We start from the raw sequence: 19,458 nt of genomic DNA on the forward strand, positions 1-19,458 counted from the left end.
TCTCAAAGCTTCCATTTCAAAAAAAGAACCCCGGAACCACGGGGTCATTCGCACTAAATATTTTATCCTATTTGTCCCCTTTTGTCCAGCTATTTCTTTCGCCCCCACCTCCCAACTCCCAGGCGCTGCTCCGCAGCCGCCGTCCCTTTTTTCCGCCAGCCAGCAACCAGTGAGAGGAAGTGTGTGCGCTTTGGGGCATTGGCAAAATGAGCCGTCTGGCGAGCATAGCGACATGAAAAATTGCACTGTCTGAGCCCTGCAAGGGCGAGTTTGCAATTTTTCATGTCACTAGGCGGCGCAGCCAGACGGCTCATTTTGACACAGCCCCAAAGCGCACACACTTCCTCTCACGTCCCCTCCCTGAACCAAAAAAGCCCCGGAAATCTGCTTTTACAGATCCCGGAGCCCCTTTTACAAGGATTCCCATTACAGCTCGATGTAATGTCCCTCAGCCTCACCGTTTACTACATAATAAGCCTTATTCTCTTCTGTCTTAACGTAAACTTTAATATCCTGGATGTCTTCTTCTTTCTTTCCGGTCATCTCTGTCCAAGCCTTCTTCACATCAGACACCAGATCCTTGGTAGTGAATTCCTTACCTGCATACTGAATGAAAACTTCCTCAGCTGCAACAGCTGCCTTCTTGGTAGTTCTTCTTACAGGCTTCTTAACCTCTGTCTTTGCAGCAGTAGTCTTAGCCGGAGCCTTTGCAGTCTCCTTAACAGCTTCCTTAGCTGTCTCTTTAACTGTCTCAGTAGCTGCCTTAACAGTTTCTGTAGCTGCTTTAACAGTCTCAACAACAGCAGTCTTAACAGCCTCTGCTTTAGATGGCTCTGCCTTTACTTCAGCTGCAGCTGTCGTCTTAACCTCAGCTGCCTTTGCTGCCTTCTTGGCTGCCATTGTCTCTGCTTTTTTTGTAGTTCTCTTTGTAGCCATTATAATAGCCTCCTTGACGGTGAAAATATTCTTCGATTTCGTTTCTAGGTTAGAATACTACGAATCAGATTTTTTTGCAAGTTTTGGTAATTTCCCCCTTGACAAGCTTTTTTCACAGCTTCATAGGTAAAAATTCACAAACAACGCCTGCCAATTTCAAGAAATCCCTGGGTCCAAATCCTAAAATCCTGATAATTTTGGTTTTCCCACACAGTTATTACCAAAAAAAGACGGATTTTCACTGTTTTTTTCGTCGTCTATTTCCCTATAAAACACTACAATCCAAGGTTTTCAAGGTCATATTTCATATAAGAATTTAATCTTTCCTTTAGTTTTTCATGCTGGGGCAGTTCCAGCTCCCGGTCCAGATCCAGGATTCCGCCTGCTGCATCACTGGCAGCTTTCAGCACATCTGAATCCTGATATATGTCACCGATCCGGAATTCCAGCTGTCCGCTCTGGCGGATTCCAAACAGATCCCCAGGGCCACGAAGTTTTAAATCCTCTCCGGCAATAAAAAATCCATCGTTAGATTTGTTTAGGATCTCCAGCCGTTTGGAAGTCTCCTCCTCTTCATTTCCCTGCATAAAAATACAATAAGACTGATATTCCCCACGTCCTACACGCCCTCTTAGCTGATGAAGCTGTGCCAGGCCAAAACGTTCCGCATTTTCTACCATCATCACAGTGGCATTTGGCACATTTACGCCAACCTCCACTACGGTGGTCGAAACCAGAATCTGAATTTCTCCTGCAGCAAACTGCTCCATAATCTGATTTTTTTCTTTTGCTTTCATTTTTCCATGGAGCATTCCAATGGAAATATCAGATGGGAAGATCTCACGGATGCGTGCTGTATAGTCTGTAACGTTTTCCCCGTCTGCGCCTTCGCTTTCCTCCACCATCGGACAGATGATATAAGCCTGACGGCCCTCCCGGATCTGTCTCTCAATAAACGAATATGCCTTAGGCCGGTAAGATGTACCAACCACACAATTCTTGATCGGCAGACGCATAGCGGGAAGCTCATCAATAATGGAAATGTCAAGATCTCCATATACAATGATAGCAAGTGTCCTCGGAATCGGTGTCGCACTCATAACCAGCACATGCGGGGCATTCCCACGGGTAGTCAACGCTTCCCTTTGCTTAACCCCAAACCGGTGCTGCTCATCTGTAATCACAAGGCCAAGATTTTCATATACTACTTTTTCCTGGATCAGTGCATGGGTACCAATGATCACATTCGCCTCCCCAGATGCAATCTCTCCATAGATTCTTCTTTTCTCCTTCTGGGTTGTGGAACCAGTAAGAAGGACCGGATGACAGGATGTGATTTCCTGCTCTTCCATAAGCTTCGTAAATGCTTCAAAGTGCTGGTTTGCCAGTACCTCTGTGGGCACCATCAGCGCTGCCTGGTAGCCATTTTCCACAGTCAGGATCATAGCCAGAAATGCCAGGATCGTCTTTCCGCTTCCAACGTCCCCCTGCACCAGCCTGGACATAAGGCTGTGACTGCAAAGATCCCTTTCTATCTCATGCCAGGCATTTAGCTGGGCCCCAGTCAGACGGTAGGGAAGTCCCTCCATAATCTGTTCCGTAGTCCAGACAGGCTTCATGGGAAATGCATTCGGCGCCTCCTCTGTTTTCCCTTTCAGGATCTGGACTGCCAGTATGAATAGCAGAAATTCATCAAATACCAGACGTTTTCTTGCTACCAGCAGTTCCTGCATATTCGCCGGAAAATGGATCGTGGAAATAGCATAATTATCGTCTGCCAGATGGTAGAATTCTTTTATTTCATCTGGCAGAAACTCCGCCTGCAGATTCTGTTCTTCAAGGATCTGGTGCACCAGTTTGATGATCAGTTTATTGGAAAGTCCGGCTGTAAGCCCATACACAGGCTGCATACTGTGAAGGATCTCCTCATATGCTGCCGGGGTAAAAATCTCCGGATGTTCCATTTCCAGCCGTCCTTTTTTCCTTGAAACCTTACCACGGAGAATGAAGCAGCTGCCTTTTTTCAGAATATTTTTCACATAGGGGGCATTGAACCACACCACCGGAAGCCTGCCGGTAGTATCCGCCACAGTAATGGAGATAACCTGGAGATTACGGATTTTGTTCGCATAAACTCCTGTGGTAACGGTCCCCCGGATAGCTGCAACCGAATTCTCCTTCAGGGAACCGATCTCTTCTGGCGCTTCATATGCGTCATAATTTCTTGGATAATAATGAAGCAGATCATCGGTTGTGGTGATTCCAAGCTTTCCAAATAATTTTTCTGTTTTTTCTCCTACGCCCTTCAGCTCCCGAAGAAGTTTCGTCACTGTTTTTCCCTCTTTTCATAAAACAAAAGGGCGGAACATTCCCGCCCTCTTAGTATTTTTATCTTTCATCTGCCACCACAAAATTGTGGCTATGACATCCTTATATTACGGATTTCCAGTATAATACTGCTTTATTACTCAACAGAAATAATATAATAGTAGATTGGCTGTCCGCCCATGTTCACCTCAACCTCGCAGTCTGGATATGCTTCCTCAAGATCTGCTGCAAGCTGCTGTGCATCCTCTTCTTTGGTATCCGCACCATAGTAAATACTGATCACTTCAGAGTCCTCATCTACCATAGCTGCCACCATCTCTTTGGCAACGCTCTCGCGTCCCTTACCTACTGCAAGGATTCCGTGATCTCCGATTCCCATAATGTCACCTTCGTGGATCTCTTTCTCATCCAGTCTGGTGTCGCGGACTGCATAAGTAACCTGGCCGGTCTTTACCATGGATACAGCCTCCATCATGCCCTCCAGATTCTCTTCTCCGGTCATCTCCGTCTGGAAGCTGATCAAGGCTGTGATTCCCTGTGGAATTGTCTTGGTAGGAACAACCACGATTTCTTTATCCTCAGTCAGGTCTCTTGCCTGATTTGCCGCAAGGACAATATTCTTATTATTCGGGAAAATATAAATCGTATCTGCATTTACCTTAGCAATGGCATTCAGCATGTCCTCTGTGCTGGGGTTCATGGTCTGTCCGCCCTCAATGATATAATCTACATTCAGCTCTTTAAACAGGCTGGAAAGACCCTCTCCAACGGAAACGCTGATGAAGCCGTATTTCTTACGCTCTTTTGCAGCCTTCGCAGCAGCCTCTTTCTTCTCCTGCTCTTCCTGCTCCTTCGCAAGCTTCTCGGCATCCTTGATCAGCTTCTCCTGATGCTCTTCACGCATGTTATCGATCTTCATACGGGAAAGCGCACCATAGGTAAGAGCTTTCTCGAATGCCTGGCCCGGATGATTGGTGTGTACATGCACTTTAACGATCTCATCATCAGCTACCAGAACAATGGAATCACCTATAGACATCAGAAATTCCTTAAAGCTGTGAAGCTCGTCATCTGGAAGTGGTTTCTCCAGAAGAATGATAAACTCTGTACAATATCCGAATTTAATATCAGCCTCTGCCTGTGCGGAAATCTTCGTCACTGCAGGCCCGGAAGAAGCCTTCTCAAATGCAGAATAATCGATTTCTTTACCAAGATAGCCGTCAAACGCTCCGCGGAAAACCTCCAGTAGTCCCTGTCCGCCAGAGTCAACTACACCTGCTTCCTTCAGAACCGGAAGCATCTCCGGAGTACGGGCAAGTGTCTTCTCTGCATGCTCAAAAACAGCACGGAAGAAAAGCTCCAGATTCGCGGACTCCTCTGCGATCTCAGCCGCCTTGACAGCAGCCTCCCGGGCTACCGTAAGGATCGTACCTTCCTTCGGCTTCATAACTGCCTTGTATGCAGTCTCCACAGCCTTCTCCATAGCGGCTGCGATCACTACTGCATCCATCTCATCGTATCCCTTGGTTCCCTTGGTAAAGCCTCGAAGAAGCTGGGAAAGGATAACACCGGAATTACCTCTGGCACCACGCAGGGAACCGGAAGAAATAGCCTTAGCCAGTGTCTCCATATCAGGATCTACAAGACTGCTTACCTCTGATGCAGCTGACATGATCGTCATCGTCATATTGGTACCGGTATCTCCATCCGGAACCGGAAATACATTCAGCTCGTTGATCCATTCTTTCTTCGCTTCCAGGTTCTTGGCTCCTGCCAGAAACATTCTGGAAAGTATCTTGGCATCTATGGTCTGTCTATCCACCACAAGTTTCCTCCTCTAATCCTAATCTATTGCACGAACGCCTTCTACATAAATGTTGATCTTTTCAATCTCCATTCCTGTAAAAGCCTCGACTTTATATTTCACGTTATTTACAAGATTATCTGCAATAGTACTGATATTCACACCATACGCCACGATCACATGAAAATCAAGACGGATCTTATTATCCTCTGTGATCTTAACATTTATACCATGCTGCAGAGAATCTCTTCTGAGCAATTTTACAAGGCCGTCCTTCATGCTGACAGCGGCCATGCCGATAATACCGAAACATTCTACTGCAACGCTTCCCGCATAAGTAGCTATTACATCCGTATCAATAATGATCTGGCCAAGACCGGAATCTATACGTCCCTTCATATGGTTTACCTCCATTAATTTGATTTTCAAAATGTATATACCATATTATACCCTTTTTCTTACCATAACACAACGACCAATTTTATCACGACTTTCGCGAAATAGCAAATTTATTTTCAAATTGTTTTAATTTTTTCCTTTTTTTGCTTGCAAAATGTATTTTCATCTGTTAGAATATGAACTGTTGAAAAAAAGCGTCAAGGAGGTGCTATCATGGCTAAATGCGCAATTTGTGAAAAAGGTGCTCATTTCGGAAATAATGTGAGTCATTCCCATAGAAGATCCAATAAGATGTGGAAATCAAACGTGAAATCCGTTAAAGTTAAAACTGAAGGCGGAGCTAAGAAAATGTACGTATGTACTTCCTGCTTAAGATCCGGAAACGTTGAAAGAGCCTAAGAAACACCTGCCCTCACAGTTATGTGGGGGCTGTTTTTTTGCCAAAACATAGGAATCCTGCTTTGCAGGATTCTTATGCTGTGACGGGGAGATTCCAACGGAATTTCCTATTACAAAAAAACAGAGCGTGAAAAGATCTCCTCTTCTCACGCCCATCTTATTTGCAAAACAAATGATATCCGCACATCAGACACAGGGCCGCTGCGATCAACAGTGCAACTGTCTCCGAGACCAGAATCCCGATTACCATCCCAAGTCCGATAAAAAACAGCATAAAACCAAGAGCTTTTCCCATATTTCATACCACTTCGCTTCTTTGGTTTAATATAGTTTATGCTGGATATTCCTGTCTGAACACTTCTGAAACAAAGCAAAAACTCTCTAAAGTATTTCTCTGCCTTTACAGCTTCTTTATTCCTCTTTACAATTTTTTATTCCTCAGGATCTACAGTTTCTTCTGTACTGTCATTTCCGCCAGGTGCAAAGCGGTTTACGAAATCCGGCACCATGTCCAGTACCTTCGTAAGTCCATCCTGGTTCTTTACATTTACCAGCTTGGTGGTGCCATTCTGAATAACAAGCACTGCACATGGAGTCATTTTACCAGCAAGACCTCCACCGCCATTGTTCTTCTTCTCGCCTGCAAATGCACCGGCGCCTACACCAAAGGATACATCCACCAGCGGAAGTATAATGGTATCACCTACATGAATTGCATCCCCCACTACTGTCTTGGCAGATACAAAGCCATCCATTCCCTTGAACAGAGAGCTTACGGTTTCTTTAAAGTTGTTTTCATTTTCCATTTTTAGTCCTCCTTATGCTTCCATCGGTTGATAACGTATTTTATATTTTTATTGATATAAATCTCAATTGCTGCTTTCACAAACATAATACCGTAAACACGGCCTTTCAGGGATATGTTTCCAGTCAGCCGGTTCTCCCCGTCAAAGAGCGGAGTTACCTGAACGCAGCTTTTGTGAAAAGGAAACGTCATTCCAAGTACTGCCAGTGCTGCTCCTGTGATAGATGGATCTTCACAGCCGAACGTCACCTGCCCCTCTACCTTCGTAGGAAGTACATGGCGAACCAGCTCCTTAGCATCTTTCCACACGAGGGAAACAGCTGCCTTCGTTCTTTCATCAGAAAGGAAATTTCTCCACCAGCCAAGCTTATCTGTTAATCCAGATACAGTTCGCTTAATGTCCTTTAGCTTCTGAACGATATTTTTCAAAAACGAAAGGATCCGATTCCACAGTTTTCCAGGAAGCCTGATGATTTTATTTAGTATTTCCATCATACGGGAAAATAAACTTTGCTTGCCGGTTAATTTTTCCTGGTCTGATGATTCCTGGAATGTTTCACTTTCAACAGTCTCACTTTGCGGCTGCTCTATTGATAGTATCTCATTATAAGGCTTTTCTTTCGGTGCTCTTTCTGTTTCGACTTTTTTTTCCTGAACCAGAAGTTTTTTTCGCTCCTGCGGCATATCCGTCGAAGCCTCCTTTTTAACAGGAATCTTCTCAACTTTTTCCTGTTTTACAGTTTTCTCCTGCTTCTTTGCCACAGTTGACGAAATTTTTTGGTTCCTGCCTTTCTGCTCTTTATCTTTTCGGTTCTTGTCCTTCTTATGCTTGCCTTTCTTCCGGCTGCCTTTTAGTCTCTCCAGCCAGCCCTTTATAGTTTCCAGCGAGATTCCAAAAAGCGTGAACACCAGCTTCCGTTCCCCATTACAAAAAGAGAAACCTGCTCCCACCGCATGAAAAAGCCATGTCACCTTAGCTTCCACTTCTGCTTCTTTGAAGCTTACCCCTTCCTTAACAGCCCTTGCCTGATACCGTACCGGGCAGAAAAGGATAAGGGCTACTGCCAAAAGCGCAAGTCCAAGCAGGATTCCCAGTATGATCAATATAAACTTTATGAGGATCCACAGTATATGTAACATGCGCTCACCTGTTCTTAAAATATTCTTTTACCTGAAATGCACCTGTCTCGCCATAAATATTCTTCACAATATCCACTGCCATATCAATGGCTTCATCTTTCCCTTTCGCCATGCCAATGATCTCAGGACATCGTGCGTAATAGCTTTTCTGGATCAGCATATAAGAAGGCACGATTTCCAGAAGGTTTCCCGGATTCTCAGATAATGTAACCAGATAAACCCCCAGTGCCATCTTCCCGGCATCAATCCGCTTCTGTGCTTTTGGTGCATCCTTGATTCCATCCCCCACATAATAATTTTCCCGCCATTTCAGCATATTCGGAACAACACTCCTTTGTTATCATAATGATTTCCCTTTCCCGGAAATTTTAAACATTATTGGTGCCTATTATACAATAAAGGCTGCGTAAATCAGCTACGCAGCCCTTATTCTCTGTGCATGGATCAGAAATATTTCTGCTGCCTGTCCCACAATCCGGCACTTCGCAGTTCCAGATATTCCTGGTACGCTTTCTCAACGATCTGCTTCTCATTTGCGAAACGGAGCAGATGATAAATTTCGTGGAATTTATAATATCCGGAATCCACGAAAAATTCCTCTCTTTGAGGCTTGCTATGATAATTATCCACCGTCATAAGATACCAGTGTACCTCTTTATTGACCATGTCCTCCGGCACTGTGAAATTATACTGGCTCTTACCCACATATTTCACAATGGAGGCTCTCACATCAGCTTCCTCCTTCACTTCCCGCAATGCGGTCTGCTCATGGGTCTCTCCAGGCTCTACGGTTCCTTTCGGTAAAACCCAGCCTTCGTAACGGTTTTTGTAAGATTTATATAATGCAAGAATCTTACCTCGATGAATTACCACACCGCCACAGCTAGTTGCTTCTATCATGCTGCAATCCTCCTGTAATGCGTGTGTTTTCTAAACTGTATATAGTATACCTCTTTTTCAGAAAACTGGCAACAGGAATATGAATGGATTTCACTTCGAATCATTCGTACTGATTCTGGTTCGCATAATATGCGTCAAAGATCTGTCCCGCGATTGGCACTGCAGCCTCGCTTCCAGAACCGCCATTCTCCACGATCACCGCAACCACCAGGTCCGGATCATCTACATTCGAATAACCGATAAACCAGGAATGGCTGTGTCCTTCTTCGTCGAACTCTGCAGAACCGGTTTTTCCTGCTACTGTGTAGCTTCTGCCGGAAAGAGCTGACGCTGTACCAGAGTCTACTACCTGCTTCATAAGCTTTCCAAGAAGATTTGCCTCATTTGAACTCATCAGTCTCTTATATTCCGCTGGCTCTGTTTTCTTCACAGAATCACCATTGTCATTAACCACCTCATCAACAAGATATGGCTTCATCAGAACACCGTCATTGGCAATGGCACAGGTGATCAGTGCCATATGCATAGGTGATACAAGGGTATTTCCCTGTCCAATGGCAGTCTGCATGATCAGAGGTGTGACAGAGTTTTTATCCAGGGAAAAGCTACTGGTCCTGTATGAAGTAAGTGGAAGGTTCTTATTAAACAAAAGGTCTTCTGCAGTCTCACGCAAGGATGCTCCGCCCAGTTTCACCCCGATATCTGCAAATGCACAGTTACAGGAATTTGCAAATGCAGAATAGAAATTCTCCTGTCCGTGAACGGTATTGTGGTAACAGTGAATGGTATGATCTTCCAGTGTAATGCTTCCCTCGCACAGATAATTATATCCTTCGAAAGTTCCTTTTTTACGGAAATAATCCAGTGCTGTCACCACCTTAAAGGTAGAACCAGGCGGATACGCGCCATTGGTAGCACGGTTCAGAAGACTGCTGTCATTCTCGTCATTTACCAGATACTGCCAGTTCTCTTCTATGGTATTCGGGTCAAAATCCGGTTTGCTTACCTCCACAAGCCGCTTGCCCGTAGATGGCTCGATTACCACAACTGCGCCTCTCCTGTCACCAAGTGCGTTATATGCAACACTCTGCAGGTTGGCATTCAAAGTAGAGATTACTGTATCTCCTGTATTCTTCTCATTCAGGAACTGGTTCTTCATCTGTGTCAGGAAAAAGGAATGGGAGGTCAGAAGTGTAAAATTCGCCTCGGATTCCAGACCACTTTTTCCATTGGAATCGTATCCCACCACATGGGAAAACATATTCGAATAAGGATAATTACGGGTCTCGGTTCCATCTTCACTTACATCTGTCTGTGCCAGCACCTGGCCGTCAGAAGACATGATCTTTCCCCTCACCACCCGGTCTGAGAAGGAATCCTGTCTGGTGTTATAGGGACTGTTAATAAAATCATCACTTTTAAAGCCGTCAAAATAAATCAGATACCCGATCATGCTGATAAAGATGATTCCAAAGAAGATGGAAACAAAGGTATATTCTTTATTTCTGGCTTTGCGCTTTTTAGTAATCTCTTTCTGCCGCAGCCTCAACAGCTCTCTGTCTCGCTCTCTTTGCCGCCTCTCGTCGATGTCTCTCAATTTCTTCGTCCTCGTCCTCTCTATAGATATACAAGCCCTGTATAATGGCAATCATCAGGATCATACACATAATGGAGCTTCCTCCATAGCTTACAAGAGGAAGGGTTACACCAGTCATAGGAATGAACTTGGTGGCTCCGCCTACGGTAAGAAATACCTGGAATGCATATTCTGTGCCAAGGCCAATGGCTATCAGTTTATAAAACGGATTCTTGATCTGCAGTGCGATTTCCACAATTGTCAGGAAAAAGCTCATGCATACAAGAATCAGGCAGATTGCAAAAATCCCTCCAAGCTCCTCGCAGATCGCACTGAAAATAAAGTCATTCTTAACAACCGGAATCTTCTCCGGAGATCCCTGGCAAAGGCCCATTCCAAACCAGCCTCCTGTACCAATAGCAAACAGGGACTGCACGATCTGATAGCCTTCATTCTGATAAACAGCCATCGGATCCTTCCACGCACTGACACGCTGTCTCACATGTCCAAACAGATGGTATGCCAGCACAGAACCTGCAGCACCGCCGGCAAGCCCGATGCAAAGATATGCTGGCTTCCTTGTGGATACATAGATCAGTACCAGATACGCCACAAAGAACACCACTGCACTTCCAAGATCCCTGGAAAGCACCAGGATTCCCACATGCAGGCCTGCCACGATCGTCGCCAGTACAACCTTCTTAAAGGTTACCTCTCTTGCAAGAAGTGATGCCATGAAGAATACAAAGGTAAGCTTGATCACCTCTGAGGGCTGGATTCCCATAAGGGAAAGCTTCGCTCCATAACTTGTCTGTGCCAGAACAAGAACCGCCCCAAGAAGGGCAACTCCAAGCCCTGCATACAGCCAGGTAAGATCCTTGAGAAATTTCATCTTCCGGATCATAACCGGGATCACCAGTGCCACTGCACTTCCACATGCTACGATCAGAAGCTGCTTATTTGCAGAAGAAATATCCAGCCTGCACAGCATAATAAATCCCACGCTTAAGAGCATACACATGTTATTTAACAGCAGCATGGATGCATTTCTGTAGATCCTGCGGTATAAGATCAGGATCATCGCAAAATACACCATCATCTCTGCATAAAATATAACCACCTTATAGTCAAAGGTTTTCAGAAATATTACCAGAAATGCGGTAAAATCAAGAAAAAAAGTTAACGTGATCTGACTTCGTAAAAGTCCTTTCCTGTCTGAAGCATGCTTCCCCACTACCAGATAGTAACACAAAACCGTGTAAACGATCATCAGTGTCAGGATCACATATTTGGATAATTCAACAACAATATTAATCATACGCCTTTACTCGGCTCCTCTTTTAAAATGACCTTTGGTAAATTCATATTCACAAGATACAGGGCTGCCCTGATATGCCTCCACAAAATCTTCTGTGATCTGCTTCGTCTCCTTAGCACTTTCTATGGTAAATGCCAGCCGGACTGCAGATACTCCAAGCGCCTTCACTCTGCCCGCTTCCTGAAGCAGACCGTAAGGGAGACTGTTGTAGATGATATTATAACAGGGGCCTGTCTTCTTTGTATTTCCCATTTTCCAGGGATCACAATAGCATTTTACCGGAAATTCCTTGTCATACCGGTCCTTTAATGTAAGCTGCTCCTCCTGTCCATTACAGCCGGTTGTGTTTTTGCGGACACACTGGGCACTGTGCATAAGAGGAAGTCTTCCATATACCACCATCTCACTTCCTGTATTCTCTCTGTGCCGCAGTTCTTTCTCATTTAATTCCAAAGGAACTGTATTTCTCAGGATCTTCTGGTACTTCCAGAAATGGATGGCTTCATCATTCCACGTATACATGGAATGATCCAACACACATTTATCTGAAAGTCCCATTCTGGCCAGCATACTGTATGTTTCCAGATTCCGCACCAGAAATCCGGTCATACCTGCCTGCAGCCATTTCTGTGCCTGCTGTATATAACCCTCTGGCGGATTTCCCCTTGTAATATGAGGAAGGGAAAGGTACATTTCTTTTCCTTTTTCCAAGCCCGTCTGCAAATATTTCTCCATAAGGGCATATGGCAGATAAATACCTTTGATTTCTTCCTGCTGGCAAAGGATTTCTGCCGCTTCCTCACTTTCACAGGACGCATAAACCGGAATATACTGTGTCTTTGTAAGAGGAACATTCTCACAGATTACAACGTCACTAATCTTTGGCGCAGGCTCTTTGGCAATCTTTTCGATCCATTCAGTTCCGGCATCCCGCCTGTATTTCTGCAAAATATTTTCTTCTAATCTCTCCAGTGCAAGGTGACGGACTTCGTTTAGCGTCTTCATAGGAACAAACAGATCATCTGGCATCCGGACATCCAGCTTCTCCCACACAAAAGGAGTATTTCCAAGCTTATCCATCTGTGAATAAACCCGTTCCCTGGTTACCGGCTGGTTCTTCGCATGTTGTACTTCACCTGTATAGGCGATTGCCTCTTCCCCCTGGCACGATACCTTTAAAAAGGCCGGCATCCCAGGGGTAAGATGAAGTTCTCCTGTTATTTTTTCCTTTGGCTGGATGGGTACAAATGACACCTCGCCAGTTTTCTTCTCATTGGTAAAAGCCATCATCCGGGGACCATTTCCCATCTTATAATAGCCTGTACAGGAACCACCTCTGTTAAACAGATCCAGCAGATATTTTTTATCTTTTTCCTCTACATGGTAATCCTTCGGACCATATTCATAAAGAAGATCCAGATATTTCCTGTACATTCCAGTCACACCTGCCGTATAAGCTGGCTGCTTCATTCTTCCTTCGATTTTCAGGGAAACAACTCCAGCCGCAATGATCTCAGGTAAGATCTCTATGGTACAGATATCTTTCAGACTTAATGGACAAAATTCTCCCTTTTTGTGCTCCCGGTTCTTAAAATTCTTCACCTGGTAAGGCAGACGGCATGGCTGGGCACACCTGCCTCTGTTTCCGCTTCTTCCACCAAGCAGACTGCTCATCAGGCACTGGCCGGAATAACTGTAGCAAAGAGCACCGTGTACAAAAGCTTCTATCTCAATGGGACAGGCCTTGTGCATTGCCGAAAGTTCTTGCAGGGAAAGCTCTCTCGCAGGTACCACACGGGTAGCCCCCTGCTCTGCCAGGAACTTCATTCCTTCTGGCCCTGTCACCGTCATCTGGGTGCTGGCATGAATATGAAGCTTAGGAAATTTCTCTCTTATAAGGGAAAATACGCCCATATCCTGCACGATCACAGCATCCAGTCCTGCGTTGTAATAAGGTTTCAGATAGGAAACCAGTTCTTCTTTTAGTTCTCTGTTCTTTAGAAGGGTATTAACTGTAAGGTACAGCTTCTTTCCATGAATATGGGCTACATCAATAGCACGAAGAAGCTCGTCCTCATCAAAATTCCGGGCATATGCCCTGGCGCCAAACATAGCCCCGCCTACATACACAGCATCTGCGCCTGCCCCCAGCGCCGCTTCAAACCCCTCATAGTAGCCGGCAGGCGCCAGCAATTCTATATTCCGCTCCAAAATAGTTCCTCCAATTTTTATTCTAAACAGACATATCTGCTTACACAGCCATCAACATGAATGAAAGTCTGTTATTTACAATCTTATAAATGAAAAGAGGAATCACCTAGGCAATCCCTCCTGCTTTTATTTCAGCATTTCATCCAGTTCTTTCTCAAGCTCCTTTACTTTCCCTTCCAGAAGATTCTTCTCATCAAGAGCTTCCTGCTCACTCTTCTGGGCTTCTTCGATCTGCATACGAAGGGAGATCAGCTCATGCTTCAGATCATACATCTCCTGATCCTTCTGCTGCAGATCAAGCTCATAAGTCTCTACCTGCTTCTTCGCCTTAAAATAATCGTCTGTAATATTCAGGCTGAGAAGCATATGCTTGGTCTCCATTGGCTGTCTGCCGTATCCTGGCACAGTCTCCAGCTCTCCTATCTTCTTATTCATATATGATGCTACCTGCTGGAAATATTCCTCTGATTCATATCCTCCAAGGGTAATGATCTTCCCCCCGATGATCACCTGTGCTGTATTCTTGACCGCCATCCGTTCAAGCCTCCTGTGTCTTTATACTCTTAAACTCCGGACGTTCCAGGGCCCGGTCTGTTTTCTCTTTTATATGTAAACAACCTTATTATAATCGAAAATTGTTGAAAAGTATAGGTTTTTTTATAAAACTTTATTTGCCTGTATCCGGAACAGGAAAACCAAGGTGTTCGTAGGCCAGTGCAGAAGCCATTCTTCCCCGTGGAGTACGGTTCAGAAAACCATTTTTCAACAGATATGGCTCATATACATCCTCCAGCGTACCGGAATCTTCTCCAATAGCAGCAGCCAGGGTATCAAGTCCCACAGGGCCTCCCTTAAAGTTCACGATCAGGGTGGTAAGGATCTGGCGGTCCAGCTTATCCAGTCCATACTGATCTACTTCCAGAAGATTCAAGGCAAAACATGCCACGTCATAGGTAATCCTGCCATCATACTTCACCTGGGCAAAATCACGTACCCGCTTCAGCAGACGGTTGGCCAGCCTGGGTGTTCCTCGGGAACGCATAGCGATTTCCCCGGCACCTTTGGCATCGATCTCCACTCCCAACACCTGGGCAGAACGCATAATAATGGTAGTCAGCTCTTTTTTACTGTAAAATTCCAGATGATGAATGACACCGAAGCGGTCACGCAAAGGAGCAGAAAGAAGTCCTGCCCTTGTAGTCGCTCCCACCAGAGTAAATCTCGGCAGGTCAAGACGGATGGATCTGGCAGAAGCACCCTTCCCGATCATAATATCAATGGCAAAATCTTCCATGGCAGGATAAAGCACCTCTTCCACCTGACGGTTCAGACGGTGAATCTCATCTACAAAAAGAATATCCCCTTCCTGAAGATTATTCAGAATGGCAGCCATCTCCCCCGGCTTCTCAATGGCCGGACCGGAAGTAACCTTCATATGCACTCCCATCTCATTGGCAATAATACCGGAAAGTGTGGTTTTACCAAGTCCCGGAGGGCCGTAAAAAAGCACATGGTCCAGGGAATCGTGGCGCTGCTTCGCTGCTTCTATATATATTTTTAATGTATTCTTGGTTTTTTCCTGACCAATATACTCGTCCAGGGTCTGGGGACGGAGATTTCCCTCCAGGGAAAAATCTTCCTCCATAACCTCAGTAGTTATAATACGATTATCCATTCTATACCTCTTAATTATGAATGTCTTACCTTATTTTTCTCAGAAATTCTTCAGCGCCGCTTTCAGGATTGCCTCTACATCTGCCGGATCCACATCCGTCACTTTACGCACAGCGCGAAGTGCATCTGTACTGCTGTATCCAAGAGCCACCAAGGCTTCCACAGCTTCCTGCTTCGCGTCTGTCATTCCAGCTGCGCCTTCTGCTGCAGCAGCCTGCGCCTGCTCATTCGCCAGTTTCTGTTCGAAGGCCTCCTCAAGGCTCAGCTTATCCTTCAACTCCAGGATCAGCTTCTGTGCTGTCTTTTTACCGATTCCAGGAGCCTTGGACAGCGTTTTTACATCATCTGAAAGAACTGCAAACCGAAGTTCATCTGCTGTGATCCCGGCAAGAACTCCCAGTGCAGCCTTCGGTCCCACTCCATTTACCCCCAGAAGGAGCTTAAACACCTGTAAATCATCCTTATTGAAAAAACCATAGAGAACCATGGCATCTTCCCTTACCTGGAAATAAGTGTGAATCTTCACTTCCTGGCCGATGTGGAGCTGGGCCAGGGCATTTCCTGTCATATTTATTTCAAATCCGATGTACCCCGATTCTATGATCACCGAATTTTCGGTAAGATCTGCTACAGTTCCTTTGACAAATGAGATCATGGGCTGCCTCCTGCTTATCTATATCAAATATATTTTCTCCGAAAGCTTAAAATCCTTGTACCTGTTCAAAATCAGACTCCAAAACATCTGGCTATGAACAGTTACAAATTCTTTGTCATCATATCATATTCATTTAAAAAAAGCAAACATTCATTCGGGTAATTTACAAGTAAATTTATATGCTCATTTTACAGATTATGGTTATTTTATAGATTACATCAGCGGGTAAACAATGCAATAAAGCAAAAAATATCCCTCCGCCAGGTATATAACGAAAGGATATTACAAAGCTCCTGCACTTTTCCATTTTTATTTTTCTATCTTTATTTTTCCATTTTCTATTTTCCCATGGTATAAAAAAGTACAGATCAGAACCGTAAGCGGCACCGAAAGAACAATTCCAAAGCTTCCTGCAAGCCCCTGCATAATGGCGATTCCGATATTGTTGGAATTGATGATCTGCTGATAAGGAAGGTCATACGCATAATCCAAAAGCAGCATGCTCACACTGCTGCCCGCAAAGGCAAGAATCAGGGTGTTGCTGTCCGTTCCCATCATATCACGGGCCACATGCATGCCGGCTTTGAAAAGCTCCCCGCGGCTCATGGACAGATTCTGCTGATAAATCTCATACATGGAACTGCACACCGACATTGCTACATCCATTACAGCTCCCAGACAGGATATCAGAAGTCCTGAAAAAAGAAGTCCGCCTACCTGAATTCCATTTGTATTCCAGAGTGTCATTAAGGTCTCAATATCCGAAACATTGTATCCGGTAATTCCGGAAGCCATACTGAACAGCTGGGCTGAAATTCCTGCGATTACTACACCGGCTACTGTTCCGATAGTTGCTGCGATTGTTTTTCTCGTAGCACCGCCGATCATATACATGGTCACCAGTGTTGTGATAAAGCAAACAAAAACAGCGGCTCCAAATGGAGATACATTCCGGTAGATCAATGGCAGATATACAAAGATCACACAGAAAAAGGTAAACACAAGACCGATACACCCTTTTATACCCTGGCGTCCGCCTATAGCGCACAGTGCCAGCAGATAAAGTCCTGCAAAAATGTAGATCACCCATTCCCTGTCCTGGGTATAGACACTGGCGATCGTCGTGTCACCAGCCACACTTTGCATGACGATTACTTTCATTCCCACTTTACAGGCAGCACCGAACAGATAACCGGAACTGCTGGTTATTTCAAGTTCTTCTCCCTTCCGGACACCGGTGAGCATTCTCACACGCACTTTCTGCTCTCCCACACGTGTTCCATTAGCATCCAGATTATCCTGAAGGATCTGGGTCACTTCTGCCTTTTCAAAAGTCTGTCCTGTGCGGACTACCAGTTCTGTTTTGTCCACCTGGTTCAGGCGGTAAACGAAAATCCCAAATATAACAATTAATAATCCTAAAATACAGCGCCAGACTGCTTTCCTGGAAAAGCGAAGTCCGGCGTTGTTTTTATTTTGTATCTGATTCATTTTTATTACTCATTTCCAATCGTTTTATTTCGCAGTCTTCTCAATGGTAAAGGTATCGTCAATTGCCTCTACGCTGCCATCATCTGTGATCTGGTAGGTATCAATTGAAAATTTATCTGCATCCATTGTAATGATAGAATAACTTGGAAGCCAGTTCTGGCTGCGGACTGCAATGTAATCCTGCTGTGTGGAAATAAGCTCATAGTACTTGGAACCGGAAGCTGAGTTTGCTGTCATATAAAGAGTTCCCTGGGGATCTGTAACTGTATTTCCATCCACATCCTCAATAGTATAGCACTGGTTATCTTCCTGGAATGCATCAAGTGCTGCCTTTGCCTCTTCATCCCCATCTTCTGGATTTAAAGTAATCTGCTCACCGGTTGCAATATTGGTAGCATGATCCCAGTCGTAGTCTGTTCCATCTGCATTCAGACTGAACTCATATCCTTCATGTGTCTGTCCATCACCATAAAGCATTTTGGAACGGCTGTAGGTATGATCATGTCCCTGAAGTACTACGTCAATGTCATTTGCATCAAAAATCGGAGTCAGCTGTGTACGAAGGATCATTCCATCTGTATCGGAGTGGTCAAGACCGGAACCGTAAATATCCTGGTGAATGGTTACAACACGCCATTTTGCATCCGGGTAAGCTTTTACTGCTTCCTCAATGGTATTCTGATGCTCAGCTACATTATAGTTATTGGTATTCAGAACAATGAAAAGTCCCTCGCCATAGCTGTAATAGTAATCACCGCCAGCTACTGTTTTACCATTTTCAGTATTGTTCGGGTTATTAAAATGATATGCATAATCCGGGTTCAGGGAATCGTGGTTTCCAATTGTAGTTGCTACCGGAAGACTTGCAAGAGCATCTGCGCTTAAATAAGAAGCATACTCTTCTTCCTTTGCTGCGCCAGTTTTGTTTACCTGGTCACCTGCGGAAATCACAAAGTTTACATCCGGATTTTGGGCAAGTGCTGTATTTAAAGTACGGTTCCAGGAAAAACCGTCGTTTCTTGCTGCTGTATTTGCTGCTCCGTCATCTGGTACCAGCTCTGCGCCATCCTGTGTCTGGCCTTTGGAAGCACCTACCTGCGGGTCACCAACATAGATCATTTTTACAGTATCTGTGCTTTTGGTTGTATATTCAACAGGCTCTGTCTGCTCACCATTTTTCTCAACTGTATAGTAATATGTGGTGTTTGGCTCAAGTCCTGTTACAGTTACATGGTTATATTCATAAGCTTTATCACCGGTGAGCTCCTGGTCTACATCTCCTGCTTCCCCTTCAAATGTATCCAGATTCTCTTTGTCTGTTCCGAAATGGACAACCGGTGTTGCGTCAAAATCTGTTTTCTCGCTATACCATGCAAAATTCAGTTCTGTGTCATCTTTTCCAGGTGTAAGGGATACCTTTGTAAAATCAGAAGCTGTCTCCTCCCAGTTTGCTACCCATTCATCCCATCCGGTTTCAGCACCAACAATACTGCTGTCTGTATAATGATCGGTAGAAGCAAAAGCTGTGGAACAAACGCTTGTCATTGCAAAAACGGTTAAAATTGCGGCGATATATTTTCTTTTCATAATAATAAAATACTCCTTTCAGATGTGGGGGAAGGAAACTTGTGGGCCCTTATTTCCATGTCCGAAAGGAGTATAACATTCTAATTTTCAGAAAACAATAGTGTTTCCTGTCTTTTGACGCACATTTAACATTTGTGATACATATGCAAATGGCTCTTTTTTCAGTTCTTTACACAGTTTACGTTATTTTAACAATTCCAGCTGCTCATTTCCGACGATAAATAAAATTTCCGTC

18 protein-coding genes are annotated in these 19,458 nt (G+C 44.6%); 1 reads left to right on the forward strand and 17 read right to left on the reverse strand.

Annotation, left to right across the window (positions count from 1 at the left end; all coding sequences use genetic code 11):
• Positions 1-426: 426 nt before the first annotated feature.
• The 4 genes from ACTQWB_RS05800 to ACTQWB_RS05815 all read right to left on the reverse strand — a co-directional run bounded on the left by ACTQWB_RS05800 (position 427) and on the right by ACTQWB_RS05815 (position 5,467).
• Complete coding sequence (locus ACTQWB_RS05800) at positions 427-936, reverse strand: DUF6465 family protein (protein WP_441500723.1); 510 nt, start codon at positions 934-936, stop codon at positions 427-429.
• Positions 937-1,211: 275 nt separating this feature from the next.
• A complete protein-coding gene (recG, locus tag ACTQWB_RS05805) occupies positions 1,212-3,266 on the reverse strand; it encodes an ATP-dependent DNA helicase RecG (protein WP_441500722.1) in 2,055 nt (684 codons plus the stop codon).
• Positions 3,267-3,400: 134 nt separating this feature from the next.
• Positions 3,401-5,047 carry a DAK2 domain-containing protein gene (locus tag ACTQWB_RS05810; protein ID WP_441500897.1) on the reverse strand — a complete coding sequence of 549 codons (1,647 nt, stop codon included), beginning with the start codon at positions 5,045-5,047 and terminating at the stop codon, positions 3,401-3,403.
• A gap of 60 nt (positions 5,048-5,107) precedes the next feature.
• Entirely contained in the window at positions 5,108-5,467 is a 360-nt protein-coding gene (locus ACTQWB_RS05815; protein WP_117851829.1) for an Asp23/Gls24 family envelope stress response protein, read from the reverse strand.
• 213 nt (positions 5,468-5,680) lie between these two features.
• Between ACTQWB_RS05815 and rpmB the strand changes: the two genes are divergently transcribed.
• Complete coding sequence (gene rpmB, locus ACTQWB_RS05820; protein ID WP_118578056.1) at positions 5,681-5,866, forward strand: 50S ribosomal protein L28; 186 nt, start codon at positions 5,681-5,683, stop codon at positions 5,864-5,866.
• A gap of 157 nt (positions 5,867-6,023) precedes the next feature.
• Here the strand turns inward: rpmB and ACTQWB_RS05825 are convergent, their stop codons facing one another.
• From ACTQWB_RS05825 to ACTQWB_RS05885, 13 genes are all read right to left on the reverse strand, one after another.
• Entirely contained in the window at positions 6,024-6,161 is a 138-nt protein-coding gene (locus tag ACTQWB_RS05825; RefSeq protein WP_441500721.1) for a hypothetical protein, read from the reverse strand.
• A 136-nt stretch (positions 6,162-6,297) separates the two neighbouring features.
• Positions 6,298-6,672 carry a GerW family sporulation protein gene (locus ACTQWB_RS05830; protein WP_441500720.1) on the reverse strand — a complete coding sequence of 125 codons (375 nt, stop codon included), beginning with the start codon at positions 6,670-6,672 and terminating at the stop codon, positions 6,298-6,300.
• Between the two features lie 2 nt (positions 6,673-6,674).
• Complete coding sequence (locus ACTQWB_RS05835; protein ID WP_441500719.1) at positions 6,675-7,811, reverse strand: hypothetical protein; 1,137 nt, start codon at positions 7,809-7,811, stop codon at positions 6,675-6,677.
• 4 nt (positions 7,812-7,815) lie between these two features.
• Positions 7,816-8,127: a hypothetical protein gene (locus ACTQWB_RS05840; protein WP_441500718.1), complete on the reverse strand. Its 312-nt coding sequence runs from the start codon at positions 8,125-8,127 to the stop codon at positions 7,816-7,818.
• Positions 8,128-8,255: 128 nt separating this feature from the next.
• Entirely contained in the window at positions 8,256-8,711 is a 456-nt protein-coding gene (locus ACTQWB_RS05845) for an NUDIX hydrolase (RefSeq protein ID WP_441500717.1), read from the reverse strand.
• 100 nt (positions 8,712-8,811) lie between these two features.
• Positions 8,812-10,308: a peptidoglycan D,D-transpeptidase FtsI family protein gene (locus ACTQWB_RS05850; protein WP_441500716.1), complete on the reverse strand. Its 1,497-nt coding sequence runs from the start codon at positions 10,306-10,308 to the stop codon at positions 8,812-8,814.
• Positions 10,232-11,605, reverse strand: a complete 1,374-nt coding sequence (locus ACTQWB_RS05855; RefSeq protein ID WP_441500715.1) for an FtsW/RodA/SpoVE family cell cycle protein — start codon at positions 11,603-11,605, stop codon at positions 10,232-10,234. The genes ACTQWB_RS05850 and ACTQWB_RS05855 overlap by 77 nt, the downstream gene beginning before the upstream one ends.
• 6 nt (positions 11,606-11,611) lie before the next feature.
• A complete protein-coding gene (locus tag ACTQWB_RS05860; RefSeq protein ID WP_441500714.1) occupies positions 11,612-13,816 on the reverse strand; it encodes a DUF3656 domain-containing U32 family peptidase in 2,205 nt (734 codons plus the stop codon).
• A gap of 126 nt (positions 13,817-13,942) precedes the next feature.
• Positions 13,943-14,350, reverse strand: a complete 408-nt coding sequence (gene zapA / locus ACTQWB_RS05865; protein WP_441500713.1) for a cell division protein ZapA — start codon at positions 14,348-14,350, stop codon at positions 13,943-13,945.
• Between the two features lie 133 nt (positions 14,351-14,483).
• Positions 14,484-15,491: a Holliday junction branch migration DNA helicase RuvB gene (gene ruvB / locus ACTQWB_RS05870; protein ID WP_441500712.1), complete on the reverse strand. Its 1,008-nt coding sequence runs from the start codon at positions 15,489-15,491 to the stop codon at positions 14,484-14,486.
• 39 nt (positions 15,492-15,530) lie between these two features.
• Complete coding sequence (ruvA, locus tag ACTQWB_RS05875; protein ID WP_441500711.1) at positions 15,531-16,145, reverse strand: Holliday junction branch migration protein RuvA; 615 nt, start codon at positions 16,143-16,145, stop codon at positions 15,531-15,533.
• Between the two features lie 309 nt (positions 16,146-16,454).
• A complete protein-coding gene (locus ACTQWB_RS05880) occupies positions 16,455-17,636 on the reverse strand; it encodes a YibE/F family protein (protein WP_441500710.1) in 1,182 nt (393 codons plus the stop codon).
• A gap of 24 nt (positions 17,637-17,660) precedes the next feature.
• Complete coding sequence (locus tag ACTQWB_RS05885; protein WP_441500709.1) at positions 17,661-19,223, reverse strand: metallophosphoesterase; 1,563 nt, start codon at positions 19,221-19,223, stop codon at positions 17,661-17,663.
• Between the last annotated feature and the right edge of the window lie 235 nt (positions 19,224-19,458).

The sequence above is a fragment of the Blautia sp. HCP3S3_H10_2 genome (genome assembly GCF_052122375.1).
In the GTDB taxonomy this organism is placed as follows: Bacteria; Bacillota; Clostridia; order Lachnospirales; family Lachnospiraceae; genus Blautia_A.

Excerpts from the sequence above, each read along its gene's own strand:
- ACTQWB_RS05800 (WP_441500723.1), bottom strand. The coding sequence starts at position 936 with ATGGCTACAAAGAGAACTACAAAAAAAGCAGAGACAATGGCAGCCAAG.
- ACTQWB_RS05810 (WP_441500897.1), bottom strand. The coding sequence starts at position 5,047 with ATGTTTCTGGCAGGAGCCAAGAACCTGGAAGCGAAGAAAGAATGGATC.
- ACTQWB_RS05815 (WP_117851829.1), bottom strand. The coding sequence starts at position 5,467 with ATGAAGGGACGTATAGATTCCGGTCTTGGCCAGATCATTATTGATACG.
- rpmB (WP_118578056.1), top strand. The coding sequence starts at position 5,681 with ATGGCTAAATGCGCAATTTGTGAAAAAGGTGCTCATTTCGGAAATAAT.
- ACTQWB_RS05825 (WP_441500721.1), bottom strand. The coding sequence starts at position 6,161 with ATGGGAAAAGCTCTTGGTTTTATGCTGTTTTTTATCGGACTTGGGATG.
- ACTQWB_RS05830 (WP_441500720.1), bottom strand. The coding sequence starts at position 6,672 with ATGGAAAATGAAAACAACTTTAAAGAAACCGTAAGCTCTCTGTTCAAG.
- ACTQWB_RS05835 (WP_441500719.1), bottom strand. The coding sequence starts at position 7,811 with ATGTTACATATACTGTGGATCCTCATAAAGTTTATATTGATCATACTG.
- ACTQWB_RS05840 (WP_441500718.1), bottom strand. The coding sequence starts at position 8,127 with ATGCTGAAATGGCGGGAAAATTATTATGTGGGGGATGGAATCAAGGAT.
- ACTQWB_RS05845 (WP_441500717.1), bottom strand. The coding sequence starts at position 8,711 with ATGATAGAAGCAACTAGCTGTGGCGGTGTGGTAATTCATCGAGGTAAG.
- ACTQWB_RS05855 (WP_441500715.1), bottom strand. The coding sequence starts at position 11,605 with ATGATTAATATTGTTGTTGAATTATCCAAATATGTGATCCTGACACTG.
- zapA (WP_441500713.1), bottom strand. The coding sequence starts at position 14,350 with ATGGCGGTCAAGAATACAGCACAGGTGATCATCGGGGGGAAGATCATT.
- ruvB (WP_441500712.1), bottom strand. The coding sequence starts at position 15,491 with ATGGATAATCGTATTATAACTACTGAGGTTATGGAGGAAGATTTTTCC.
- ruvA (WP_441500711.1), bottom strand. The coding sequence starts at position 16,145 with ATGATCTCATTTGTCAAAGGAACTGTAGCAGATCTTACCGAAAATTCG.
- ACTQWB_RS05880 (WP_441500710.1), bottom strand. The coding sequence starts at position 17,636 with ATGAATCAGATACAAAATAAAAACAACGCCGGACTTCGCTTTTCCAGG.
- ACTQWB_RS05885 (WP_441500709.1), bottom strand. The coding sequence starts at position 19,223 with ATGAAAAGAAAATATATCGCCGCAATTTTAACCGTTTTTGCAATGACA.